Genomic DNA, 25,051 nt, shown 5'->3' with positions numbered 1-25,051 from the left:
TGTGGGGCTCAGATGTCCCGCGCCACGGCATCAACCGCGGCCGGTGACTACTCTGCAGCTGGGGCTTCGGCGGTTTCGCCGGCCTCTTCGCGCTTGAGACGCAGCGCATCGATGATGCGTGCAGCAGCGGACGCAGGTGCCTTGAGGACACCAGCAACGCGAGCCAGCTGGTGCTCGACGGACTCGAGAGCAGCAAGATCCTTGATCTGCTCAGCGTCCATCTTCTGGCCCTCGTAGTAGCCGCCCTTGATGATGAGCTTCTCGTGGTCCTTGGCGAAATCGGTCAGGCTCTTAGCAGCAGCAACTGCGTCACCGCGGATAAACGCGATAGCAGTTGGGCCGTTCAGCATGCCCTCGAATGCGTCAACACCAGCGTTCTTAGCAGCGATTTCAGTCAAGGTGTTCTTGACAACTGCGTACTTGGTGTCTGGGCCCATGGAGCGGCGAAGCTCCTTGAGCTGTTCCACGGTGAGCCCACGGTATTCGGTCAGGACTGCAGCCGGGGACTCTTCAAAGTCCTTGGTGATCTCCTTTACGGCGATCTCCTTGACGTTCTTAGCCATGACACTCCTTCCGGGGTTCTAAGATGGTTTATCCCGGTTGGTTGCCCCGTTAAGCAAATTAGCCCTGGCACATAGGCACAGGGCTACACAGAGAACATCGACGGCGTGAACGCCTCGGTTCGTGAAGAATCTGTCCCTACGTGGGCTGCCCTGCAAGTGCGGGAACCTTCGATGAGCGCGAACGCCCATAACCAACGGTCTTTGGTACAGCGATCAGTCTAACGCATACGGTTCAGATTCACCAATCGAGAGACCGAGTGCGGTTTCACACTCCACTCGCGCACCGCATCGTGAGCGTCATTAAAGCGTTGTCCCCGGCCATCAACATGACCGGGGACAACGCTATTGAGCTGTTAGTGGCAGCGATTAGCCGCGAACGGTAACGGATGCTGGGTCCAGTGGAACACCAGGGCCGAACGTCGTAGCGAGGGTTGCCTTCTTGATGTAACGGCCCTTGGAAGCGGATGGCTTCAGGCGGTTGATTTCCTCAACAGCGGCCTTGAAGTTCTCTTCCAGAGCGTTCTGGTCGAAGGAAGCCTTACCAACGATGAAGTGGAGGTTGGAGTGCTTGTCAACGCGGAAGTCGATCTTACCGCCCTTGATGTCGCCAACAGCCTTCGCAACGTCCATGGTCACGGTGCCGGTCTTAGGGTTCGGCATGAGGTTACGTGGGCCGAGGATCTTACCGAGGCGGCCAACCTTACCCATCATGTCTGGGGTAGCTACGGCTGCGTCGAAGTCGGTCCAGCCACCCTGGATCTTCTCCATGAGGTCGTCCGAGCCAACGAAGTCTGCGCCAGCTTCACGAGCTGCGTCAGCATTCGGGCCAGCTGCGAAGACCACAACGCGAGCGGTCTTACCGGTGCCGTGTGGGAGGTTCACGGTACCGCGAACCATCTGGTCAGCCTTACGTGGGTCAACCGAGAGGCGGAAAACAGCCTCAACAGTTGCGTTGCCCTTCGAAGCGCTCGTGGTCTCCTTGATCAGAGCCAGAGCCTCGTTCGGCTGGTACAGCTTGCCGTCCTCAATCTTGGCGGCTGCTTCCAAATATGCTTTGCTGCGCTTTGCCATCTGCGTCTTTTCTCCTTGTGCAGTTGTGGTACTCGGGCCGCGCTCGACCCTTCCCACTCCCCTAGGCGGGGCATGATGCTTTTGTCTGTTTCGGGCTCAACCCACAGCTTTTGCGGTGTAGTTCAGCCCTGCGCCGCACTTTCGCGTGTGTGCGGCGAGAAGCACAATTACTTCTCGACCTCGATACCCATCGAGCGAGCGGTGCCTGCGATGATCTTGGACGCAGCTTCAACGTCGTTAGCGTTGAGGTCCTTCATCTTGTATTCAGCGATTTCCTTGACCTGATCCTTGGTGAGCTTACCCACCTTGTCGGTGTGTGGAACGCCGGAGCCCTTAGCTACGCCAGCAGCCTTCTTGATCAGCTGGGAAGCTGGTGGAGTCTTGGTGATGAAGGTGAACGAGCCATCTTCGAAAACCGTGATCTCTACCGGGATGACGTTACCGCGCTGGGATTCGGTCTCAGCGTTGTAAGCCTTGCAGAACTCCATGATGTTGACGCGGTGCTGTGCAAGCGCCGGACCGATTGGTGGTGCCGGGTTTGCCTGACCTGCCTGAATCTGGAGTTTGATCAGGCCAGTGACCTTTTTCTTCGGAGCCATGTATGGTCCTTCTCTCTCAAACTTCACCCTCGCACAGGAGCGTACGAGGGCCGGTGGCCGCCGTGGCGCGGCGGCCGAATCGTCAGCTCCAGCCAAGCGAGCCGGGGCGACGAAAACTTATGCGGTAAGGATCTAGTTGACCTTGGTTACCTGGTTGAACTGCAGCGTGACTGGGGTTTCACGCTCGAAGATCGAAACCAAAACCACGAGCTGGCGAGTTTCGAGCTTGACCTCGGAAATGGTTGCCGGAAGCGATTCGAACGGACCGTCGTTGACGATGACGGCCTCGCCGACCTCGAAGTCTGCCTTGACCTCGGTGACAGGAACCTTTGCTTCCTTGCCGGTCTCTTCCGCCTCTGCCTCAACCTCGATCGTGTGCTCGAGCATCGAGTAGACCTCGTCGAGGCTCAACGGCATAGGGTCGTAGGCATTGCCAACAAAGCCGGTGACGCCAGGGGTGTGGCGAACCGTACCCCACGATTCGTCCGTGAGTTCCATACGGACCAGGACGTAACCAGGGATGCGCACGCGGCGCACCTTCTTGGAAACCGTGTTCTTGACGACCACAGCTTCTTCCATCGGAACCTGGATTTCGTAGATGAAGTCCTCCATATTCAGCGTCTGAATACGGGTTTCCAGGTTGAGCTTTACGCGGTTCTCGTAGCCAGCGTACGAGTGAATCACGTACCACTGACCAGGCTGGCGACGCAGCTTGGAACGGAACTTGCGGCGCAGTTCTTCAAGCTCATCGCTTTCTGCTGCCGCGTTGTTGTCCGCATCCTGGGCAGCGTCGACGGCGGCGTCAACGTTCGAGTCAACCTCGGTACGCGGTTCCGACTCGTTAGCTTCCAGTTCCTGCTCGGACACTCGTTCCTACTTTCTGCTTAGGGCGCTGTGGCTAGCCACGCACGCTTCCGCGCGTGGTTATTCGAGCGTGGCTATCGGGTAAACGACCAGACGGCGACCTTGCCGAACACGAAGTCCAGCAGACCCACCATGACCATGACGATAACCACGAACATGAGGACAACAAACCAGTAGTTCACCAGTTCCTTGCGGGTTGGCGAAACAACCTTCCGCAGTTCCTGGATCACCTGTGCAAAGAACAGAGAAATCGCACCAAAGAAGCCGCGCTTCTTGCGCTGCGCCGTGGTTTCCGTCACTGGTTCACCTTCCGATCTGCACTACTCAGGTCCTGACTACTACTCAGGCCTCGCCTAGCGCTCAGATCCTTTACTGAAACAACATGGCCCCGCGGCCCCGGTCGAGGGGTGCGGGGTCCACGCTGCTACCGCTGGGCTTTCACCCAAACGCAGGGCAGACAGGACTCGAACCTGCAACCTACGGTTTTGGAGACCGTTGCGCTACCAATTGCGCCACTGCCCTTTATGGCTTGATTCATGTGCCAAGAAAACTCGACTTATGAACATTGACCAAATGTTCACCCTACTTTATCGCGTAGCGACCCGCTTCAGGGACTGAAATGAACCCGAATCGAGGCGCACGATGCCGCAGGCGGTGAACACCGAGTGTCTAGTCTACACGGAAGGCACACAAGAAGTCGAACCCATCCGTTCGCTGCCGCTAATCAGGCTCACGCGGACAGTTTTATTTGGGATCGGCATATCGGCATCACACTCAACGGATAGCTATCTATGGGCCTGCCATGCATGCTCCATGAACACATCAAGGAGCAACTGAGGATCTCATAAGAAAAGTGAAACAGGGGTTTCACAATCACTTTGATAATGCCTACCGTGAAATCACCGTGAGCGATGTCACATCGCTCCCCGAACACGGAAAGACGATAATGATGACTCCATCTACTCAGCACCCGCATCGGGCTCATGGCAGAAGCGCACATCGCGCTCGCTTGGTCGGCGCTATCGGCGCCGGCGTGGCTTCCCTCGCTCTGGCTATCCCGCCGGCGATGGCACAAGCTGCGCCTGCCGTAGCCAAGAACGACGTCTCTGCCCAGGCGCAGAGCTTCGTAAAAAAGAATGCTGATAAGCAGTCTCATAAGGAAGCGCTTGAGGCTAAGAAGCAGCTTCAAGCTAAGCGAGACATGATCGAGAAGCTCAACGCCGATGGCTATGACCGCTTCATCGTGACCTACAAGAAGTCAGAACGTGCCGCAAGCAAGGCGACGACGCGGGCCCAGGCTTGGCAGAAGGCCGGTAAGTCATACGGGCTGAACGCTAAGGAGCTGCGCAAGACGGCTACCGGTTCGCACGTGATCGACCTCGGCAAGAACTTGAAGGGTAAGCAGGCCGATGACTTCATGAAGAAGCTTGCTGCCGATCCTTCAGTTGAGTCGGTCGAGCCAGATATTCGCCTGTACGCAACAGACCTGAACCCGCAGGACGAGTACTGGCAGAACCTGTGGGGCCTCAACGGCTCCTATGGTGTGAACGCGCAGGACGCATGGAAGCACACGCAGGGTAAGGGCTCCGTTGTTGCGGTTGTGGACACCGGCATCGCGAAGCACCCTGACCTGGATGCCAACGTCCTTCCGGGCTATGACTTCATTTCTGACCCGAAGTCTTCCAACGATGGCGACGGCCGCGATAACGATGCGACCGACAGCGGCGACTGGAACGAGGCCGGAGAATGCGGTCCGGGATCTGGCGCATCCGGCTCCTCGTGGCACGGAACCCACGTCGCGGGAACGGTCGCCGCGGTAGCGGACTCCCAGGGCGTCGTAGGTGTTGCACCGGAAGCCAAGATTGTTCCTGTCCGCGTCCTCGGTAAGTGCGGTGGCCGCTTGTCTGACATCGCAGACGGTGTCGCTTGGGCTGCCGGCGCCGAGGTCCAGGGTGTACCTCGCAACGAGAACCCTGCTGACGTCATCAACATGTCCCTGGGCGGCCGAGGCTTGTGCCAGTCCACTTACCAGGAAGCCATTAACCTTGCTACCAGCCGCGGAACCACTGTCGTGGTCGCCGCCGGTAACGAAGCCTCAAACGCGGGTGCTTCCCAGCCAGCAAACTGCCAGGGTGTTGTAACCGTGGGCGCAACCGATAAGAACGGTAAGCTTCGCACTACACGAACTTCGGTGATGTTGTGGACATCTCCGCACCAGGTGGCGACACCCGCACGAAGGGTGGAGGTATCCTCTCGACCGTGGACAGCGGCGACAAGAGCCCAGTTGGCCCAAGCTACGCGGAGTACCAGGGCACCTCGATGGCAACCCCACACGTTGCAGGCATCGTTGCTCTCATGAAGTCGGTGAACCCTGAGATGACTCCAGCTCAGGTTGAGCAGGCACTCAAGGACACCTCGAAGCCTGTCAACGGCGGTTGTGCGCAGCCATGTGGTGAGGGCCTCGTCGACGCGGGCCGCGCTGTCAAGGCTGCAGCAGGTGACGACACGCCGGTTCCTGAGCCAACCCCAGAGCCAGAGCCAACGCCTGAGCCAGAGCCAACGCCTGAGCCAGAGCCAACGCCTGGCCCTGAGAAGCAGCTCATTGTGAACGGCGGCTTCGAAGGCGGTCTCATCCCATGGACCACGAACGTTCGCGACCTCGTCATGAAGGACGGCTCGCACGCCCACTCGGGTAACAGCTCGGCTGCCTTCAATGGCTGGGGCTACCGTTCCACTTACAACCTGGATCAGACGGTGACTGTCCCTGCAAACCCCACCGCGACTCTGAGCTACTGGCTCAAGGTCCGCTCGGACGAACCATTCCCGTATGCACGCGACACGTTCAAGGTTCTTGTCTCCGATGGCACGAACTGGACCGTCGTCAAGACTCACTCCAACGTCGAAAAGGACCGCGGCTACCAGCAGCAGCAGGTTGACCTCTCCAAGTTCGCAGGCAAGAAGATCACCGTACGCTTCCTCGGTGAGGAAGACAGCTACTACTCCACGATCTTCAACCTCGACGACGTAGCGCTGAACGTCAAATAGCTTCCCCGCCCCGATTCAGGGACGTTAAGGCAACCTAGAACATTGTGGCCGGTCTGGATTTTCCAGACCGGCCACAATGCTTTTCTGTCCACACGTGTTGTTCCACGCGACCCCCCAATCCTATGCAGTTCTCATGAGGTTCCTGAGGACCGGACAAGAAATGTGAAAAGGTACTTTCGCAAACGCTTTGATAATGCCTACCGTTATCTCACCGTGAGCGATCTCACATCGCTCCCTGAGCACGGAAAGACGATCATAGTGACTCCATCTACTCCGCACCCCCATCGGGCTCAAGCCCGTATCGCACCACGCGCTCGCTTGATCGGCGCCCTCGGCGCTGGCGTTGCTTCGCTCGCTCTGGCTATCCCACCTGCGATGGCGCAAGCAAATCCTGCAGTTGCTAAGAATGAAGCCTCTGCCCAGGCGCAGAGCTTTCTGACGAAGAAAACTGACAAACAGTCCCATAAAGAAGCACTTGAAGCTCAGAAGCAGCTTCAGGCTAAGCAAGAAATGGTCGAAAAGCTCAACGCCGACGGCTACGACCGTTTCATCGTGACCTACAAGAAGTCGGAACGCGGCGCCAACAAAGCCACGACGCGCGCGAAGGCCTGGCAGAAGGCCGGTAAGGCTTACGGCCTGAAGGCTAAAGAGTTGCGTAAGACCGCAATCGGTTCACACGTGTTCGACCTCGGCAAGAAGCGCCTCAAGGGCAAACAGGCCGACGACTTCATGAAGAAGTTGGCCGCTGACCCTGCTGTTGAGTCCGTAGAGCCGGACCTCCGCATGTACCCGACGGGCCTTAACCCGCGCGATCAGTACTGGCAGAACCTGTGGGGTCTCAACGGCAACTGGGGCATAAAGGCACAGGATGCTTGGCAGTACACGCAAGGTAGGGGCGCGGTCGTCGCTGTTCTGGACACCGGTATCACGCGACACCCAGATCTGGATGCCAACGTGCTTCCTGGCTACGACTTCATCTCAGACGCTTGGTCGTCCAGCGACGGCAACGGACGCGATAACGATCCGCTCGACAGCGGCGACTTTAGCGGACCGGGTGAATGCGGCCCTGGTTCCCCTGGCTCCGGTTCTTCGTGGCACGGTACCCATGTCGCGGGCACGATCGCTGCAGTCGCAGATTCCCGGGGTGTGGTTGGTGTAGCACCTCAAGCGAAGATCGTCCCTGTCCGCGTGCTTGGTAAGTGCGGTGGCCGCTTGTCCGACATCGCAGATGGTCTCGCATGGGCTGCCGGCGCAGATATCCCGGGCGTGCCCCGCAACCAGAACCCAGCTGACGTCATCAACATGTCCCTGGGTGGTGGCGGATACTGCCAGCCTGTCTACCAGCGCGCTATCAACTTCGCTACCAGCCGTGGTGCGACCGTTGTTGTCGCGGCCGGTAACGAAAGCTCGAACGCCGCGGGCGTTCAGCCGGCTAACTGCCAGAACGTTGTGACTGTTGGCGCGACCAACGCCAACGGTACGCCGTCGTACTACTCGAACTTCGGTGATGTCGTGGACATCTCCGCGCCAGGTGGCGACACCCGCACGCGTGGTGGCGGTATCCTCTCTACCGTGAACACGGGCCGAACCTACCCAGTTGGCCCAAGCTACGCGGAGTACCAGGGCACCTCGATGGCAACCCCACACGTTGCAGGCATCGTTGCCCTCATGAAGTCGGTCAACCCGAACATGAGTGCGGCACAGGTTGAGAAGACACTCAAGGACACTTCTCGGGCGGTCAACGGCGGTTACTGTGTGCGCGGATGCGGCGTAGGCCTGGTCGATGCAGGACGTGCCGTACGCGCTGCCGCCGGCAACCAGGCTCCAGCGCCTCAGCCGAGCCCGACGCCAAAGCCAACACCAACGCCGACACCAACGCCGAAGCCAACTCCGGAACCGACACCTGATCCGAGCCCTGCTCCTGAGAAGCAGCTCATTGTGAACGGCGGCTTCGAGAATGGCCTTACTTCGTGGCGAACCAACGCTCGCGACACCTTGATGCGCGACCGTAACCACGCCCGTTCGGGTAACGCCTCGGCTTCGTTCAACGGTTGGGCCTACCCGTCGACCTACAACCTGGACCAGACGGTGACCATCCCTAGGGGTTCGAACGCGGTCTTGAGCTACTGGCTCAAGGTTCGCTCGGATGAACCGTTCCCATATGTACGCGACCAGTTCGCCGTGCTCGTGTGGGACGGCAGCCGCTGGACGACTCTCAAGACCCACTCGAACCTCGAGAAGGGCCGCGGCTACCAGCAGCACAAGGTTGATCTGTCCAAGTTCGCAGGCAAGACCGTGACGGTACGCTTCCTCGGAAACGAAGGTAACTACTACTCGACGATCTTCAACCTCGACGACGTACAGCTCAACACCAAATAATCTCACCACCTGATACAGGGACGGTGAGGCAATAAAAACAGTGTGGCCGGTCTGGAGAGTCCAGACCGGCCACACTGTTGTTAGCTAGGCGATGATGCGGCAGGGCACGCCATCGTCTCTATTGGAGGCGTACCTGTGAGTCCGGTTCAGCAGACGTGACGTCCGGAAGTTTCGCTAGCTCCTCGCTCACTTCGTCCAGCTGTGTCTCTTTAAACCCAGGATCCAAGCTGTAGACGAACGAGCCGTCAAACATCGTGACCCCAGGCTCAGCCTTTGTTCCGTAGTCTTCGAGGACCTCGGCGACCTGACGGTCTACTTCCTCGCGGTCCGCACCCTTCTTAACATGCACGATGAGTCCGGTTACCTTACCGCGACCTACTGGCGGTGGGCCTGGAGTCCGTAGTGACGGGTTCACGCTTGGCCCGCGCGGCGAAGGTCGTTCGCTCGAAGACGGAGCAGGTTGCTGGCTTTCAGACGAAGATGACGGCATGTCAGAAGGCTCCATTGTCGTGCTGGCGGAGGGTTGCGAAGAGCCGGAAGGTGATGGATTCGAAGGCCCTGGGTCGTTCGAACACGCAGCTACCGCTGTGAGCGCGAAAACGAGAGCGCAAGCGGGAAGAAACCGCTTGCCGCGTTGTCGAACCTCACGATTCTTATGGCCGTAAAACTGAGACGTCTTTTCTGAGTCCATGACTCATTTTCCCATCCGCATCGATAGGATGGAAGTGTCCCCACATATCCCTATCTGCGGGTTCGAAAGCGCTACCCCGCAACATCGAAGGACTATTCATGCCTGCTCGTCTCTCTGCCCGGCTTTCCGCCATCGCACCATCGGCGACCCTCGCCGTAACCAACCGTGCCAAGGACATGAAGGCACAAGGCAAGGACGTCATCGGATTCGGTGCCGGCGAGCCTGACTTCCCGACCCCGGGTTACATCGTCGATGCGGCGGTCGAAGCCGCACGCGACCCCAAGAACCACCGCTACACGGCAACCAACGGGCTCATCGAACTGCGCGAAGCAATCGCGGCAAAGACCCTCCGGGACTCCGGAATCGAGGTCGACCCGGCCAACATCGTGGTCACCAACGGCGGCAAGCAGGCTGTGTTCAACACGTTCCAGGCCCTGCTGAACCCAGGCGACGAGGTCATCATCCCGGCGCCTTACTGGACCACGTACCCGGAAGCCGTCAAGCTCGCTGGCGGCGTTCCCGTCGAAGTCTTCGCTGGGCCTGAAGCCGAGTACAAAGTAACGGTCGAACAGCTCGAGGCCGCACGCACCGACTCGACCAAGGCAATCATCTTCGTGTCCCCATCCAACCCGACCGGCGCCGTCTACACTCCGGAAGAGACCAAGGCGATCGGCGAATGGGCGCGCGAGAACGACATCTGGGTCATCACCGACGAAATCTACGAACACCTCGTCTACGACGACGCCGAATTCACCTCCATCGCGGCAGTCACCGAGGGCCTTGAGAAGGTCGTGATCCTCGACGGCCTCGCTAAGACATATTCGATGACCGGCTGGCGTGTGGGCTGGCTCATCGGCCCTACCGACTTCGTCAAGGTTGTCTCGACGTTCCAGTCCCACTCGACCGGTAACGTCGCCAATGTTTCGCAGCGCGCGGCTATTGCCGCGGTCGCTGGCCCGCTCGACGAAGTCCACACGATGCGTGAAAGCTTCGACCGCCGTCGTAAGGCGATGGTCGATGGCCTCAACCAGATCAACGGCTTCCACTGCCCTACCCCTAAGGGCGCGTTCTATGCGTACGTCGACGTGCGCGATGCCCTCGGCAAGACCTACGCCGGCGAAACCCCAACCACCTCGAGCCAGCTCGCCGAGCTGATCCTCCGGGAAACCGGTGTAGCGCTCGTCCCGGGCGAAGCGTTCGGGCCATCGGGCTTCCTGCGCCTCTCATACGCGCTCGGCGATGACGACCTCGCAGAAGGCCTCCGCCGCGTCCGCGAGTTCATCAACGGGAAGTGACACACCACCATGGACACGATCTATAAATGGCTCAGAGCAATGCCGCTACGACGCGGCCCACGCCGGCTCGTGGGAGGCGTGTGCGGCGGCATCGCCTACAAGACTGGCTGGGACGTCGGCATGGTTCGGCTCATCACGCTGATCGCGCTGATCCTGCCGATCATCTCGTTGCCGGCATACCTCATCGCCTGGGTCGTTATCCCGTGGGGTGCCAGCGACGAAGCCGCTGAAAAGGCAACACGGTATGGCAGCACCGTAGCGATCCCGCCAAGGGAAGACGATCCGCTGTTGCTTGAAAAATTCATGACGTGGGGCAGCGACAAACTGCGGAACTAGTTGGGTGTCCCCAGGCGCGGGGTACTCCTAAGTTAGCCCCGTTAAATGGTGTTGGCGTGAGCATTCGATCTACGAAGCTCACGCCAACACCATTTTTCACGCCTTACAAGCTCTAGGCTTCAACCGCCTTACGGGCCGCAACAAACGCGTCCACACACGCTTCAATGTCCTCAGGCGAGTGCGCCGCCGAAAGCTGAACACGAATGCGCGCCTCACCACGCGGAACCACCGGGAAGCTGAACGCCGTGACGTACACGCCGTGGTTGAGCATCTCGTCGGCGATCTTCGCGGCGAGCGCGGCATCGTGGAACATCACCGCGATAATCGCGTGCTCACCCTCAAGCAGCTCAAAGCCTTCCTCATCCATACGACGGCGGAAGTGCGCGGCGTTCTCGAAGAGCTTCTCACGCAAGTCAGCGGCGCCCGAAACCAGGTCCAGGGCCGTGATCGTCGCAGCTACAATCGACGGGGCGAGCGAGTTCGAGAACAAGTATGGGCGTCCCTGCTGACGCAGAATATCCACGATCTGCTGGCGGGCCGCGACGTAGCCACCCGATGCGCCGCCCAGAGCCTTACCGAACGTACCGGTGTAGATGTCCACACGGTCAGCGACACCTGCGTGCTCCGGCGTGCCGGCACCCGTCTCGCCCATGAAGCCCACCGCGTGAGAGTCATCGACCATGACCAGCGCGCCGTACTCGTCGGCAAGGTCGCAGATCTCGCGCAACGGCGCCAGGTAGCCGTCCATCGAGAACACGCCGTCAGTCACAATCACGATGCGGCGAGCGCCCGCTCCGCCGTTCATGGCCTTTGTCGATTCAAGCTGCTCCCGCAGGTCCGCCATGTCGCGGTTCGCGTAACGGTAGCGGGCCGCCTTCGAAAGCCGGATCCCATCGATCAGGGACGCATGGTTGAGCGCATCCGAAATGATCGCGTCCTGCGCACCGAACAGCGGCCCAAACACGGCACCGTTCGCGTCAAAGCAGGACGAAAACAGGATCGCGTCATCCGTGCCCAGCCAGTCGGCGAGCTTCCGCTCCAGCTCAAGGTGCTGGTCCTGGGTACCGCAAATGAAACGCACCGAAGCCATGCCGAAGCCGCGCTCCGTCAAAGCGTTCCGTGCGGAATCGATGATGCGTTCGTCGTCAGCAAGACCCAAGTAATTGTTGGCGCAGAAGTTCAGAACCTCACGCGCTTCACCATTCGCGCTCGCGGTGATGTGCGCCGACTGCGGGGTCGTGATCGTCCGCTCCCGCTTCGTCAGGCCCGAAGCCTCAATCTCATCCAGCTCAGCCTGCAGATCCGCAAGCATCGCCTCACGTGCATTCGTCACGAGTTCTCGTCCCTTCCCTCTTCGTTCGCCTTTACCCGCGTTGATTAGACGTTACGCCAATCCAACAAAACCTTGCCGCGCTGACCCGAGCGGGCGATATCGAAAGCCTCGCGCCATTCGGAAGCCGGAACCACATCGGAAATCACCGAGGTGATCCGCTCCCGGAACAGCTCATCGGTCTGTAGCATCGCGGTCATCGCGTACCAGGTCTCATACATCTCACGGCCATACACACCCTGCAACGTGAGCATGCGCGTCACAATCCGGCCGCCATCGACACTCCACGCACCATTTGGCAGACCCAACAGAGCGATGCGGCCGCCATGGTTCATGTTCTCGATCATCTCCGACAGAGCGGGCTGAGCTCCGGAAATCTCCAGGCCCACATCGAAGCCCTCGTTCATGCCCAAGCGGCGCTGAACATCGGAGATCTTCTCTTTACCGGCAAGCACACCGGCATCCGCGCCCATGCCCTCTACAAGCTTGAGGCGTTCCTCATTCAGGTCTGTGACCACGATCTTGCGGGCACCGGCGTGCCGAGCAATCGCGGCCGACATCAGGCCAATCGGGCCCGCGCCCGTGATCAGAACATCCTCGCCCACCAGGTTGTTCAAAAGCGCGGTGTGCGTCGCGTTGCCCAACGGATCGAAGATCGCGCCGAGCTCCGGCGTCACGAAATCATCCGTGTGGACCCACACGTTCGACTCCGGGATCACCACATACTCGGCAAACGCGCCATCACGCTGCACGCCCACCGATTGGGTCCTGATGCACATCTGGCGGCGTCCCGCACGGCAGTTACGGCACATGCCGCACACCACGTGGCCCTCGCCCGAAACGCGGTCGCCGACCTTGACGTCCTTGACGTAATCGCCCGTCTTGACGACTTCGCCATAAAACTCGTGGCCCGGGATCATCGGAGGCGCAATCATGTCTTGCGCCGCCTGGTCATAAGCCTCGATGTGCAGGTCAGTACCGCAGATCCCCGCCATGTGAACACGGATCAAGACATCGTGCGCGCCCGGCTCAGGAACAGGGCGGTCGGTGTACTCAAAACCAGCGTGCGGGCCAGACTTATACAGAGCTTTCAAGAAAGCCTCCCGGGTCGATGTGGGCAATCACACTAAGACTAACGCGCCCACGCCCATCCACGGCACCTTATCCGCGCAGATCCTTACCCATGCCAGGCCCCAAGCGGCCCACATCCTTCGGGCGGCCCACCACATTGCCGGCGGTAGGCGGGACAATCACGGTCTGCAACGCCTGATACTCCTGCTCACCATCAACAACCGTGAGCTCCGTATCTACTCGCACATTCCGGCGGATCACAGCCAGCGCGATCGGTCCAGCATCGTGGTGCAGTACCGCGCTCGTGACCGTACCCACCGCGCGTTCCCCCGCCTTAACCTCAGCGCCAGCGGCAGGCAACGTGTGCTCCGAACCATCCAGGTCCAAGAACACGAGCCGGCGCGGTGGATGCCCCAAGTTGTGTACGCGCGCCACTGTCTCTTGCCCCTTATAGCAGCCCTTGTTCAGGTGCGTAGCGGAACGCAGCAGGTCGAGCTCGTGTGGGATCGTCTTATGGTCCACCTCTGTCCTCACGCTCGGATTCCATGCGGCGATGCGGACCTGCTCATACGCCATCAAGCCGCCGATGCGCAGCCCGGCTTCCTGTACCGCGCTCAACAACTCCGGCATCCGGGAGCGCTTTACGAGCGAGAAGAACCAGTCACCTTCAGAACCAGGATGCTCATCTCCTACCGGACCATACGGCCAACCGCCCTCACAGACTTCCGGCCACGGATCACGCACAACCGGACCCCACACGTCAGTGTCTGCCGCGAGCGCCGACGCCACGCCGGCAAGCTTCTCACGCAACGCGAAGCGAGCACCCACGACAGCCCAGTCAGCCGTCACATCGGTCACCTCGACCTGGCTCATGAAGCGCATCTTGTTCAACCACTCGACCAAGCTACCCACGTAGCCAGGCTCCGTGACCAGCCACGTGGCCTCGCCGTCATCGACCACACGCACATCGAAATCGATGCGGCCCTGAAGATTCAAAAACACGCCCGCGCCGCAGTCTTCTGCGCCCCTGCCGGTGCTGGCGCCAAGTTATCGAGCCTCTGCGAAGCCAACGAGTTCAGCCACGTCAAACGGTCCGGGCCGCTCACACGAGCAACACCCCACGAAGACAAATCCACGACCGCGCGGCCTTCATCCACGTCCCGGCCTTCACGCAAAGGCGACCCATAATGCAACGCAACCCCGGCGTCGACACCAGGGGCGCGCACCGCACCGTCAACCCCCAAGAAAACAGAGTCAGGGGTCGGCTCAATCGTCGAAAGATCAACAGGTTGCGGATCCAACATCGGGGCCTCCTTAAGACCTCACACGCCCTCAAAAACAACGAACCGGCCCCGGCAAGGTTCACACCCCGCCGACGCCGGAACGTCAAACAAGTTTTGCCTCTACAACAGACTACTCAGCTGCGTTGTCAGAGCCAGTAGCGCCGTCAGAGCCTGCCGGGCCATCGTTACCTGCGTCGGTCTCGCCAGCGGAAGCGGCACCAGTATCGGCGCCACCAGTGTCAGCGGCACGGCGACGACCACCCGAAACCACACGCTTCAACTGAGCCGAGCCATGCGGCGCAAGCTCCTCGCCGGCTTCACCAGCGATATCCCAACGCCAGAACAGCATCTCGTTGACCAAGCCATAGATTCGCGTAGCGCGGTCATACGGATGCGCATGCTTGCTACGTTGCACGCCCGACGTCTCAAGGAACACCTGTGGGCCAGCGATATGACCCGAATACTGCTCCGTGATGCCACCCGGATGAGCGATCGTCACGTTGAGTGCGAAGCCGTCCTTGCCGTCGCGTTCAGTACGCAACTTCTCGACGTCCTCAGCGTTACGCAACGCAGGAACCACATCGCCCGGCGTCAAGCCAGGGCCACCATCCGAATCCGTGAGCTCACGCTCGAGCTGCCAGAAGCCAGTCTCCACGGCGATCGGGCGCAAAATCTGGCCCTCATCATCAGCAAGCCACGTCTCAGCACGGTACTCAACGACCGGCAGACCCACCTGCTCAAAAGTGACACGCTGGAAGAACCGCTGGTCGTCAGCGGCACCCTCGCCCAGCATTCCGTAGCCCTCCCAGCGGCCCAAAAGCCACGACAGCGGGACAAGCTCCGGCGTCAGATCGACGGGAAGTTCAATCGCCATAAATTACTTCTGACCCCGGAACAGGTAACGGACAGTACCAACCGCGAAGGCCAACATACCCAAACCGGCAGCACCGATCGCGCCGTAGAAGAAAATCTCATAAGCCAAGTAATCGTTCATGCCTCTAGTCTATCCCTCTTCCCACACCAGGCCAGAAACCAGCCGGCAGTGTGACGATCTAATAAATCAAATACCGCGTTACCAACGCCGCCGGCATGCCCATCGCTACCACGCCGCACGCACCAGCGACAGCGAACCGCCACATCGGGGTCCGCCCCAACGCTTTAGGTCGGCTCCACGAAACCAGCCACGCCCCCAGAACCATGCCGACAGCCTCTAGAACCGTCGCGACCCACAAAGCGGTCGACAACGAATCCGAATCAAAACGGACTTCCTGAACCCATATGAACCAGCCGGAGCCCATCGCCACGACCATCGACGCGCCAATGCTCTCCGCGAGAACCGCCACCTTATCCCGTGATTCCTCAACGGAAAACAGCTGAAGCACAAAGCTCAAGAGCACACCGACAGCAGCACCCATCGGCCACCACGCCAGCCCATGTTCCTCCGGGAGCAACAGCATCAGGCCAAGCGAAACCACCATCGTCGCAAACATCACGATGCGCACCGTGGAGCCGCCCACCGCGTGCTGGCGGCGAGGCCATAAGACACACACCGCCAGCAAGGCCATCGCGGTCGTCAACAAACCTGCATGCGCATCCAGTTGCGTCTGCCGCGAGCCCGTCCCAGAGCTCAGCAAAACAGGGGCCGTCACCACGGCCCACGCCAGCCCGGACAGAATCAACAGCAACGGATAACGCACCCTTCCATCATGCCGCATGATGCAAGGGCGCCGCAGGCTGGGCACCCTGTATGTCGGAATTGCGCTTCGCTGGACATGAACAAGCATGTTCAACGCGATACAACTCGGTTAGCGTAAAAGCTATGAGCACGCATGAATCCTCCAGCCCGAAAACTGACGCTGATATGCAGGCCGACGCCGGATCGCAAACAGAAACTGACACGATGTGGACGCTCAGCCGTTTCGATGGCCGGCCGTCCGATGCGGTTTTGGACGGCATCATCGCGGTGGCACGCGCAGCCGAGGACGCAGATGGGCACGAACCGTTCAATGAGCAGACCCGTATCGAGTTACGTCGCGGCGAGAACGTGTGGGGTGTCATCGTCTCGACGGATCAGTCGGCTGACGGTGAGGAGCCCAGCGAGGGTGTGACGGCAGCCGCGATCGTGACCGGCGCCGATGGGCAGCCTGCAACGATCGAAATGGCGGTCCACCCTGACAACCGCGGTTTCGGCATGGGCAAGGACCTCACGGACACCCTGGCGGCCCAGCTTGAGGGCCGCGCAGTCAATGCGTGGGCTCACGGGGATCACGATGCGGCACGCACGTTGGCCTCGCGTGCGGGCCTGGAACGGGTGAGGGAGCTGTGGAGCATGCGCCTATGCGATCCGCAGGCTTTGCCGGTAACCCCCGTTGTAGATGGGGTCAGCATCCGGGCTTTCGACCCAAGCAAGGACGCTGAGGCGTGGCTCGAGGTGAACGCCGCGGCGTTCGCTTCGCACCCGGAGCAGGGCAAGCTCACGCGCTCGGATCTGGATGAGCGGATTGCTGAAGACTGGTTTGACCCTGCCGGTTTCCTGCTGGCTTTCGATGACGGAACTGGCGAGCTGTTGGGCTTTCACTGGACCAAGGTGCATCCGGCGCACACGGACGAGCGTGGGACCGAGCACACTGCGATGGGCGAGGTGTACGTTGTTGGGGTCTCCCCGGACGCTCAGGGCCGCGGCCTTGGTAAGGCTCTGACCCTGGCCGGCTTGAATCACCTCAAGGACGAGGGGCATCAAACCATCATGCTCTATGTGGATGCCGACAATGCCCCGGCAGTCGCGCTCTATGACAGCCTCGGCTTTGAACGCTGGGACGTTGACGTGATGTACGCGAAGGACGCCTAGAAACCCGCGTGACGTCAGGCTTTGGCCGCTCATTGTTCACACGCTGTTCTTGATCGCCTTGTTAGAGGAAATCATCAGCGTTTGAGCGGTATCCTGATGTTGATTCCACCTGCTAAGCACATCCGTGTCTGAGCAGGGAAGGCTACGACACGAAGCCCGTGCCATGCTCGGATTTAGGAATCCGGACATCATAAGGAGGATTGCGTGGAGAATCACGCCGGAACCGTACCTGCGACGAAGCCGAAGCGCGTCAAACCGACTGCTGACCGGATCGAGGCCCCCGAGGCATCCGTCCACAACACTCCAGACGGTGATTTTGGGCTCGACCGGTTCCTCGACCGGGAAATGTCATGGCTTGATTTCAACCTGCGCGTCCTCGAGTTGGCCGAAGACCCGGACCTCTTCTTGCTTGAACGCACCAACTTCCTTTCGATCTTCGGCTCCAACCTCGACGAGTTCTTCATGGTGCGAGTAGCGGGCCTCAAGCGCCGCATCGCAGCCGGCATGGCCGTCCCATCGATGACCGGCTTGAGTCCACAGGACCAGCTCGCGACCATCCTTGAGCGAGCACACGAGCTTCAGCAACGTCACGCACGCGTCTTCACCGAACAGGTTCGTCCTGAACTTGCGAAAGAGAAGATCACGATCGTGCGCTGGAACGAACTCACCGATTCAGAGCATGACCGTCTGCGGAACTGGTTCACCGAACAGGTCTTCCCTGTCCTGACCCCGCTCGCGGTGGATCCCGCGCACCCGTTCCCATATATCTCTGGCTTGTCGCTCAACCTTGCTGTTCTGGTCCAGAACCCACAGACCGGAAAACACTTGTTTGCCCGCGTCAAGGTGCCCGATGTACTGCCTCGCTTGGTCCGCGTTGACCCGCCGTCGCACGATCCAGCGGAAAAGGTACGCTTCGTGCCGCTTGAAGAGATCATCGCGACTCAGCTCGACATGCTCTTCCCCGGCATGGAAATCATGGAGTACTACACGTTCCGTGTGACCCGCAACGAGGACCTCGAGGTTGAAGAGGACGATGCGGAGAACATTCTGCAGGCCCTCGAGAAGGAACTTTTGCGTCGGCGCTTTGGCCCTCCGGTTCGCCTCGAAATCGACGAAGAAATGTCGGATGAAGTCCGAACGCTACTCGTGCGTGAGCTTGGTGTTGATGACTCCGAGGTTTTCGCTCTGCCGACCCCTCTGGATCTGCGCGGTCTTGGCGCGTTGTCCCAGGTTCAGCGCCCTGATCTGCGCTACCCGCGCGCGATCGGCCGCACGTCCCGCTTCCTGAATGAGGCTGAAACCGCGATGGAAGCGAACGTGGTTGAGGCAGTCAAGGAACGCGACATCCTGCTGCACCACCCGTACGATTCCTTCGCGACCTCGGTTCAGGCGTTCCTTTCGCAAGCGGCGGCTGACCCGAAGGTTGTCGCGATCAAGCAGACCCTCTACCGGACCTCTGGCGACTCCCCTATCGTTGATGCGCTGATCGATGCCGCGGAGGCTGGCAAGCAGGTGCTTGCGATGGTCGAGATCAAGGCCCGCTTCGATGAGCAGGCCAACATTTCGTGGGCCCGCAAGCTTGAGCAGGCAGGCGTGCATGTTGTCTACGGCATCGTGGGCCTGAAGACGCACTCGAAGCTTTCGCTCGTGGTGCGGCGCGAAGGAAACCAGCTGGTGCGCTACTGCCACATCGGTACGGGTAACTACCACCCGTCCACGGCACGGTTCTACGAGGACCTCGGCCTGTTGACGTGCGATCCAGCTGTTGGTGAGGACGTCACGCGGCTGTTCAATCAGCTTTCCGGATACGCCCCGCGTACGACGTTTGACCGCCTCTTGGTTGCGCCGCGTTCGCTGCGTTCGGGACTGCTTGAGCGGATCGAGCAGGAAATCGAGAACAAGAAGGCCGGCAAGGAAGCCCGCGTGACCATCAAGGTCAACTCGATGGTTGATGAGACGATCATCGACGCGCTCTACCGCGCTTCGCAGGCCGGCGTCCAGGTCGATGTGATTGTCCGCGGCATCTGTTCGTTGCGCGCCAACGTCCCTGGTTTGTCGGAGAACATTCGTGTTCGTTCGATTCTGGGCCGGTTCTTGGAGCACTCTCGTGTGTTCGCGTTCTATAACGATGGAGACCCTGTGGTCTATATCGGTTCGGCGGACATGATGCACCGCAACCTGGATCGCCGCGTTGAGGCGCTGGTTCCGATCAAGAACGAGGAAGACAAACGCGGCCTGATCGAGCTCATGGATCGCTACTTGTCCGATGAGACATCCTCGTGGCATCAGGAACAAGACGGCACATGGACCCGCGTGCACCAGGATGCCGAGGGTAACCGCCTGATGGACATTCAGGAATACTTGTTGAAGACCCGCTCACGCCGAGGAACACCGAACGCATAATGCCAAATTCGATTTCTTTTCCCGTTCGCTCGACTGAACCTATCGGCGAAATCGCCCAAGATAAGCCGGAGATCGTCGCCGCTGGTGTTGTGCCGTGGCGCATCGACCCTTCCGATGGGTTGCAGGTTCTGTTGATCCACCGTCCAAAACATAAGGACTGGTCGCTTCCTAAAGGCAAGGTCGACGCCGGCGAGACGATCGCTGAAAGCGCGGTTCGTGAAGCTAAAGAGGAAGCTAACCTCAAGGTGACCTTGGGGATCCCGTTGCCGTGCACGCATTATTTCGTGGGCAAGAAGTCCAAGGTTGTTTACTACTGGGCCGCTCACGTGGACAAAGCGAGGCGGGTTAATCCCGACGGTAAAGAGGTCGATATCGCCCGCTGGTATTCGCCGGCGAAGGCTCTGAAGAAGCTCACGAATGAAGCAGATCAGCTTCCGATCAAGGCCCTGGTTGAGGCCCACGAGCAGGACCACTTGCGGACTACGCCGTTCCTCTTGGTACGGCATGCGAAGGCTAAGCCGCGTAACGGGTGGACGCGTTCCGAGGGTGACCGAACCCTGGCGACCACTGGTTTCGTTCAGGCTCGGTCATTGGCTCGCATGTTGAGGGCTTGGAAACCTGAGCGGTTGGTTTCGAGCCGATGGACCCGTTGCCTTCAAACGGTTCATCCTTACGCTGCCGGCGCTGGGTTGAGCATCAAGAAGCAGACCGCGTTGACGGAGCATGCGGCTGACCGCGATCCGGATAAGGCGCAGCGAATCCTGTTGAAGCAGTTCAACAATCCGAAGCCTACGCTGGTGTGTTCACACCGCCCCGTGATGCCGACTCTATTGAAGGCTTTGCAGACCGTGACGCCTAAGGATTTGCGGGAGTTCTTGCCTAAAGAGAACCCGTATCTTGCCCCTGGTGAAGCGATCATTCTGCATCGGGCGCTGGATGCTAAGCGGCGCTGGCGTACGGTTGCGGTTGAGGTTCATCGGCCTTTCGAAGACTGATCGGCGGGGCTCTTGCGCTGTGTTTGTGCAGAGCGCTTACGCTGGGCTTGTGCTTGGTAGGCTCGGAGGTAGTGCACCTGTAGCGCGCGCTCGTTGAGTAGCGTGCGCTCGTGTTGAAAGGAACCCCTATGCCGCAGCCTCCATTGATTCAGCAGCACACGCTCCGTGTTGAGCAGGACGAGGTCCAGTCTCGCTTCAATCTTTTCGATGGCGATGACTTCATTGGGTTCATCCAGTACGAACAAGACGGCGACGTTCTGAGCTTCATCCACACGATCATCAAAGAAGAGTTTTCACGCCGCGGGTACGCGCGTGCCCTGACCACGATCGCGTTTGAACGCATGTGGGCGTTGGGCCTCAAGGTCAACCCGGTGTGCACCTACACCGTGGACTATCTCGAGAAGCATCCGCAGTACGCGGTCCTGCGCGCGCACTAGGCGCGTGTCCGCAGCAAGCCCTGCACAGCATCGTTATCCACAGCTTCGCTTTCCCTCACGACCTCCTGCATAGAATCGAGCCTCATGACCGTCCCCACGCCATACGAAGACATGCTCAAGGACGTCCTGGAGAACGGGACGCCGAAATCTGACCGCACCGGAACCGGCACCATCTCGGTTTTCGGCCGGCAGATCCGCTACGACCTCAGCAACGGAACGTTGCCGCTCATCACGACCAAACGGGTGCACTTCAAGTCAGTCGCACTGGAACTTCTGTGGTTCCTGCGCGGTGATTCCAATGTGCGCTGGCTCCAGGAACGTGGCGTGAGCATCTGGAATGAGTGGGCTGATGAAGACGGCGAGCTCGGCCCGGTCTATGGCGTTCAGTGGCGCTCGTGGCCGACGCCCGATGGCGGCCACATCGACCAGATCGCAGAGCTCATGGAGCAGCTACGTGAGAACCCTGACTCGCGGCGCCACATCGTTTCTGCCTGGAACGTCGCCGAGATCAAGAACATGGCGTTGCCTCCATGCCACGCGTTCTTCCAGTTCTACATCGCTAACGGCAAGCTTTCGTGCCAGCTCTACCAGCGTTCGGCTGACACATTCCTGGGCGTCCCGTTCAACATCGCTTCCTACTCGCTGCTCGTGCACATGATGGCTCAGCAGCTCGGCTTGGAGCCTGGCGAGTTCGTGTGGACCGGCGGCGACGTGCACATTTATGACAACCACATCGAGCAGGTCAAAACCCAGCTTGAACGGGAACCATACGAGTACCCGACGCTGCGTTTCGCGCGGAAGCCCGAGTCCATTTTCGACTACGAACTCGAAGACTTCATCGTAGAGAACTACCAACACCATCCGGGCATCGCGGCGCCGATCGCTGTGTGATCGAGCCGGCTGACTGATTCCAAGGATTTTGAGCCAACAGTTCCATGCATCAACACTTCGCTGACGACTTCATACCGCACGAATCGGCACGCCAGATCGGGATGATCTGGGCGCAGTCGGCCGAACGCGTGATCGGTGTTGACGGTGACATTCCGTGGCGGCTGCCTGAAGATCTCGCGTTCTTCAAGCACGTGACCGAAGGCCACCCCGTGATTATGGGGCGCAAAACCTGGGATTCCATCCCGGCCGCGTTCCGTCCGTTCTCCAACCGCACCAACATCGTGCTGACCAGCCAAGCAGAGACCCGTCACCAGGTCGCTGCCGCGGGCGGACACGCTGTGGGTTCGATCGCTGAGGCCCTCGACATCGCTTACAACAGCGAGGGCAGCGAGCAGGTCTGGATTGTTGGTGGCGGCGCGATCTACGAAGCGTTGGAGCCGATGGCGAACCTCGCGGTGGTCACGACGGTTGACACCCAGGTCGAAGGCGACACCCTCGCCCCCGTGCTCAGCGTCGGGTGGGAACGCGTTGCGTCGAGTCCGGAGGGTGAAGGCTGGATCGACAGCGAAAAGCAGCAACTGCGCTACCGCGTGGATGTGTACCAACGAAAAGGCTGACATGAACACGACACCGGAGAAGAACATCAAGCCAGAGGAGCCGGCGGACGGCGAAACCGCAGGCAGCGAAGCAGCGGCCGGCGAGGACCTCGTTCTGGGCACTCCACGCCCCGAACTGCACTTCCTGCTCGGTTACATGCTGTTCCCCGTGCTCGCACTCGCGAGTGCTGCCGCCGGAGTGTGGGCCGTCATCGTTGGCAACAAGATCGCCGGCGTGATCCTGCTGGTGGTTGTGGTTCAACTGTTCGTGTGGGGCGCGGTGCGCAGCATCGGCATCCGGAAGAAGCTCGTAGCCGAACGTATGGAAGCCGTCGAAGAGTTCTACACCGGCCAAGAAGCGATCGACCGCTGGCATGCTCGCGAAGCGGAACGCCTCGAAGCTGAGCGTGCACAGGCTGAACGTGAGCAGGCTGGGAAGACGCAGGCCGAACAGAACAAGCGCGATTCATAAGGATCCGGGTTCTCTGTTGAAACGACGCGGCACTGTTTTGAAACGACACAGACTGTGTTGAAGACCTGTGGCGAGGAGGCCTGAGACTGTGGCTGAGAATCCGGCCATTGCGCCGCACCCGTCAACGCGGGATCTGAAGCCGCTCGAGGTTCCACCTCTGGACGGAACCCTCGACGCGTATCAGCATGCACTCGCCGCAGTGCTTGACGGCCCTGAGCTCGAACACGCTCAGGAAGTAGTTGAGAACTTCCGTACCGGCTCTGGACCGAAGCTTGACGCGGCTCTGCGGGAGCGCGCCGAAACCCGAGCCGCTGCCGGCACCAACTGGCTTCACAACGAATGGTATTCCGGCTACCTCACGGTCAGAGAGCCGCTGACCCTCAGCACCAATGTGGCATTCCAGCTCGCACTGCCACTCGAGCCAACACCGGCGGGCCACGTGCCCGTGGGGCTGGATCGCGCCGTCGAGTTCATCCGGCGCGCGGCAACGGTGCACCTGCAGGCGGCGTCCGGAAACGTCCCGGAGGATGTGGACGCCCGCGGCAACCGCATCACGCTGAACCAGTGGTTCGTATACGCAGGCTCTACACGCCTCCCGCTCGAAGGCGAAGACCAGATCTTCCGGAGCAGGCTCGACGAGACGAACCGGGAGATCGGCGTATTCGTCAACGGCCGACTGTTCGCCGTGCCTCTCACTGACAGTGCCGGCACGCTCGTCTCAGCTGAGGCGTTGCGCGCAGCGCTCGAGGCGATACAAGTAGCGGCCACCGAACCCGCGGAGATCGATTTCAACACACCATCGCTTCTGGGCTCGGGCGTCCTTGAAGATCTGATGGTCACGATCATCGAGCAGAGCCTCAACCATCGGCTGTATGACCGCTTGGGTGACATGCTCTTCACAGTCGAACTGCTGAACGACTGCGATGCGACGGACGCCCAACGCATGCGCGAGGCCACCTTCGCTCCGCGCGGGGCATGGGCGTATAAGCCGTTGAGCTATCAGGTGAGCCTTCACGACGACTGGACGGCCGTCAACGTTGAGCACTCCTGCATCGACGGCGCCACCCTGCTCACGGCCATGCAACGCATCCAGACAGCGGAGGTTCCATCCGTGGGTTCCACTGAACTCACGGGCCTCGAAGCAGAAGAGCTTGTGTGGACGCTCGATAAGGGCACCGCCGCGGAGATCCGCACGCATGCCGACGCCTACGCTGAGCGGGCATCGAAGTTCACGGTCCAGATCGTCACGGCACCGCATCGTCCGCCGGCAGACATGCCGTTCAAGTTCAGCCGTGACGCCGCGGCTCAACTAACCATGACCATCGCGCAGCAGCTCACCTACGGCCGGATCCGGGCCGTGTACGAGGCCGTGGACATGCGCGAATACCGCGCCGGCCGCACCGAATGCCTGCGGGCCGCAACCCCGGAGGCCGCGGCCTTCGCGCAGAAGCTCGTTGCAGGAACCGCGACGCACGACGACCTGCTGGCCGCCGCCAACGCTCACCGCGGCTGGGTCAAACGATGCAAGTCCGGAAACGGTTTTGACCGTCACATCCAGATGATGACCACGATCGACGGCAACGACCCGTTCTTCACTGACGACGCCGTCCTCGCGGTGCGCCGGGACTTCCTGTCCACGACGTCGGTGGGCGGCCCACATCAGATTGTGCGGTACAGCTTCGCACCAACGGTGCCGGAAGGCTTCGGTATTTCCTACACTCCCCTTACCGACGCCACCGAGTTCTGCGTCTCATGGAACATGGACACCGCTGAGAAACCGGAGGAGTTCACCGCGAACCTCGTCAAAGCATCCGAAATGCTGTGGAACTTCCTGGATCAATAGGAGTTCCTGCCGCAATAGGAGGGCGACTGTTTCCCAGAG

25 protein-coding genes and 1 tRNA gene are annotated in these 25,051 nt (G+C 60.2%); 13 read left to right on the top strand and 13 right to left on the bottom strand.

The window, feature by feature from the left end; translation table 11 throughout:
- Nucleotides 1–47: 47 nt before the first annotated feature.
- The 6 genes from rplJ to CAY35_RS02605 form a co-directional block, all read right to left on the bottom strand.
- A complete protein-coding gene (rplJ, locus tag CAY35_RS02630) occupies nucleotides 48–563 on the bottom strand; it encodes a 50S ribosomal protein L10 (protein ID WP_101630979.1) in 516 nt (171 codons plus the stop codon).
- A gap of 366 nt (nucleotides 564–929) precedes the next feature.
- Nucleotides 930–1,634, bottom strand: coding sequence for a 50S ribosomal protein L1 (gene rplA / locus CAY35_RS02625; RefSeq protein ID WP_109303197.1), 705 nt, complete (start codon nucleotides 1,632–1,634; stop codon nucleotides 930–932).
- 167 nt (nucleotides 1,635–1,801) lie between these two features.
- The gene (gene rplK / locus CAY35_RS02620; RefSeq protein ID WP_101630437.1) at nucleotides 1,802–2,233 is read right to left on the bottom strand and encodes a 50S ribosomal protein L11; all 432 of its coding nucleotides are present in this window, start codon (nucleotides 2,231–2,233) and stop codon (nucleotides 1,802–1,804) included.
- 132 nt (nucleotides 2,234–2,365) lie between these two features.
- The gene (nusG, locus tag CAY35_RS02615; RefSeq protein ID WP_109303196.1) at nucleotides 2,366–3,100 is read right to left on the bottom strand and encodes a transcription termination/antitermination protein NusG; all 735 of its coding nucleotides are present in this window, start codon (nucleotides 3,098–3,100) and stop codon (nucleotides 2,366–2,368) included.
- Between the two features lie 71 nt (nucleotides 3,101–3,171).
- Entirely contained in the window at nucleotides 3,172–3,396 is a 225-nt protein-coding gene (gene secE, locus CAY35_RS02610) for a preprotein translocase subunit SecE (protein WP_101630435.1), read from the bottom strand.
- A gap of 150 nt (nucleotides 3,397–3,546) precedes the next feature.
- A tRNA-Trp gene (locus CAY35_RS02605) sits at nucleotides 3,547–3,619 on the bottom strand.
- Between the two features lie 544 nt (nucleotides 3,620–4,163).
- Between CAY35_RS02605 and CAY35_RS09940 the strand changes: the two genes are divergently transcribed.
- The 3 genes from CAY35_RS09940 (at nucleotide 4,164) to CAY35_RS02590 (ending at nucleotide 8,521) form a co-directional block, all read left to right on the top strand.
- On the top strand, nucleotides 4,164–5,456 hold the full coding sequence (locus CAY35_RS09940) for a S8 family serine peptidase (RefSeq protein WP_375231738.1): 1,293 nt from the start codon (nucleotides 4,164–4,166) through the stop codon (nucleotides 5,454–5,456).
- Nucleotides 5,357–6,142 (top strand): S8 family serine peptidase, encoded by a 786-nt coding sequence (locus tag CAY35_RS02595; RefSeq protein ID WP_375231737.1) that lies wholly within the window; start codon nucleotides 5,357–5,359, stop codon nucleotides 6,140–6,142. Before CAY35_RS09940 ends, CAY35_RS02595 begins: the two co-directional genes overlap by 100 nt.
- Before the next feature lie 213 nt (nucleotides 6,143–6,355).
- Nucleotides 6,356–8,521 carry a S8 family serine peptidase gene (locus CAY35_RS02590; RefSeq protein WP_219930435.1) on the top strand — a complete coding sequence of 722 codons (2,166 nt, stop codon included), beginning with the start codon at nucleotides 6,356–6,358 and terminating at the stop codon, nucleotides 8,519–8,521.
- A 118-nt stretch (nucleotides 8,522–8,639) separates the two neighbouring features.
- Here CAY35_RS02590 and CAY35_RS09455 read toward each other — a convergent pair whose 3' ends face one another.
- Entirely contained in the window at nucleotides 8,640–9,011 is a 372-nt protein-coding gene (locus tag CAY35_RS09455; protein ID WP_146191900.1) for a hypothetical protein, read from the bottom strand.
- Between the two features lie 299 nt (nucleotides 9,012–9,310).
- Here CAY35_RS09455 and CAY35_RS02575 point away from each other — a divergent pair, with 299 nt between their 5' ends.
- Both CAY35_RS02575 and CAY35_RS02570 read left to right on the top strand, forming a co-directional pair.
- A complete protein-coding gene (locus CAY35_RS02575; protein ID WP_109303190.1) occupies nucleotides 9,311–10,507 on the top strand; it encodes a pyridoxal phosphate-dependent aminotransferase in 1,197 nt (398 codons plus the stop codon).
- A 9-nt stretch (nucleotides 10,508–10,516) separates the two neighbouring features.
- Nucleotides 10,517–10,843: a PspC domain-containing protein gene (locus CAY35_RS02570; RefSeq protein ID WP_109303189.1), complete on the top strand. Its 327-nt coding sequence runs from the start codon at nucleotides 10,517–10,519 to the stop codon at nucleotides 10,841–10,843.
- A 112-nt stretch (nucleotides 10,844–10,955) separates the two neighbouring features.
- Here CAY35_RS02570 and CAY35_RS02565 read toward each other — a convergent pair whose 3' ends face one another.
- From CAY35_RS02565 to CAY35_RS02545, 6 genes are all read right to left on the bottom strand, one after another.
- Nucleotides 10,956–12,155 carry a glycine C-acetyltransferase gene (locus CAY35_RS02565; protein WP_109303298.1) on the bottom strand — a complete coding sequence of 400 codons (1,200 nt, stop codon included), beginning with the start codon at nucleotides 12,153–12,155 and terminating at the stop codon, nucleotides 10,956–10,958.
- A gap of 65 nt (nucleotides 12,156–12,220) precedes the next feature.
- Nucleotides 12,221–13,267, bottom strand: a complete 1,047-nt coding sequence (tdh, locus tag CAY35_RS02560; RefSeq protein ID WP_109303188.1) for an L-threonine 3-dehydrogenase — start codon at nucleotides 13,265–13,267, stop codon at nucleotides 12,221–12,223.
- Between the two features lie 67 nt (nucleotides 13,268–13,334).
- Complete coding sequence (gene ygfZ / locus CAY35_RS02555) at nucleotides 13,335–14,246, bottom strand: CAF17-like 4Fe-4S cluster assembly/insertion protein YgfZ (RefSeq protein WP_309136519.1); 912 nt, start codon at nucleotides 14,244–14,246, stop codon at nucleotides 13,335–13,337.
- Complete coding sequence (locus CAY35_RS09935) at nucleotides 14,237–14,548, bottom strand: hypothetical protein (RefSeq protein ID WP_309136518.1); 312 nt, start codon at nucleotides 14,546–14,548, stop codon at nucleotides 14,237–14,239. The genes ygfZ and CAY35_RS09935 overlap by 10 nt, the downstream gene beginning before the upstream one ends.
- Nucleotides 14,549–14,657: 109 nt before the next feature.
- Nucleotides 14,658–15,401, bottom strand: a complete 744-nt coding sequence (locus CAY35_RS02550) for an FABP family protein (protein ID WP_109303187.1) — start codon at nucleotides 15,399–15,401, stop codon at nucleotides 14,658–14,660.
- Nucleotides 15,402–15,579: 178 nt separating this feature from the next.
- Nucleotides 15,580–16,224 (bottom strand): hypothetical protein, encoded by a 645-nt coding sequence (locus CAY35_RS02545; protein ID WP_109303186.1) that lies wholly within the window; start codon nucleotides 16,222–16,224, stop codon nucleotides 15,580–15,582.
- A 203-nt stretch (nucleotides 16,225–16,427) separates the two neighbouring features.
- On the opposite strand from CAY35_RS02545, the gene mshD reads away from it, so the two are divergent.
- From mshD to CAY35_RS02505, 8 genes are all read left to right on the top strand, one after another.
- Complete coding sequence (gene mshD / locus CAY35_RS02540; protein WP_375231745.1) at nucleotides 16,428–17,375, top strand: mycothiol synthase; 948 nt, start codon at nucleotides 16,428–16,430, stop codon at nucleotides 17,373–17,375.
- Nucleotides 17,376–17,579: 204 nt separating this feature from the next.
- Nucleotides 17,580–19,778: an RNA degradosome polyphosphate kinase gene (locus CAY35_RS02535; protein ID WP_109303184.1), complete on the top strand. Its 2,199-nt coding sequence runs from the start codon at nucleotides 17,580–17,582 to the stop codon at nucleotides 19,776–19,778.
- Nucleotides 19,778–20,773: an NUDIX hydrolase gene (locus CAY35_RS02530; RefSeq protein WP_109303183.1), complete on the top strand. Its 996-nt coding sequence runs from the start codon at nucleotides 19,778–19,780 to the stop codon at nucleotides 20,771–20,773. The genes CAY35_RS02535 and CAY35_RS02530 overlap by 1 nt, the downstream gene beginning before the upstream one ends.
- A gap of 128 nt (nucleotides 20,774–20,901) precedes the next feature.
- Nucleotides 20,902–21,210 (top strand): GNAT family N-acetyltransferase, encoded by a 309-nt coding sequence (locus CAY35_RS02525; protein ID WP_109303182.1) that lies wholly within the window; start codon nucleotides 20,902–20,904, stop codon nucleotides 21,208–21,210.
- An 84-nt stretch (nucleotides 21,211–21,294) separates the two neighbouring features.
- Entirely contained in the window at nucleotides 21,295–22,101 is an 807-nt protein-coding gene (locus tag CAY35_RS02520; RefSeq protein ID WP_109303181.1) for a thymidylate synthase, read from the top strand.
- A 44-nt stretch (nucleotides 22,102–22,145) separates the two neighbouring features.
- Nucleotides 22,146–22,718: a dihydrofolate reductase gene (locus CAY35_RS02515; RefSeq protein ID WP_101630420.1), complete on the top strand. Its 573-nt coding sequence runs from the start codon at nucleotides 22,146–22,148 to the stop codon at nucleotides 22,716–22,718.
- A 1-nt stretch (nucleotide 22,719) separates the two neighbouring features.
- Nucleotides 22,720–23,169, top strand: a complete 450-nt coding sequence (locus tag CAY35_RS09930; protein WP_109303180.1) for an NF038396 family protein — start codon at nucleotides 22,720–22,722, stop codon at nucleotides 23,167–23,169.
- Between the two features lie 88 nt (nucleotides 23,170–23,257).
- Nucleotides 23,258–25,012: a choline/carnitine O-acyltransferase gene (locus tag CAY35_RS02505; protein ID WP_181377452.1), complete on the top strand. Its 1,755-nt coding sequence runs from the start codon at nucleotides 23,258–23,260 to the stop codon at nucleotides 25,010–25,012.
- The last annotated feature ends 39 nt before the right edge of the window (nucleotides 25,013–25,051 follow it).

This window comes from Pseudoglutamicibacter cumminsii (genome assembly GCF_003143995.1).
Lineage (GTDB): Bacteria > Actinomycetota > Actinomycetes > Actinomycetales > Micrococcaceae > Pseudoglutamicibacter > Pseudoglutamicibacter cumminsii_B.
The sequence above is the reverse complement of the archived record's forward strand: the minus strand, read 5'-3'. Positions and strand labels throughout refer to the sequence as shown.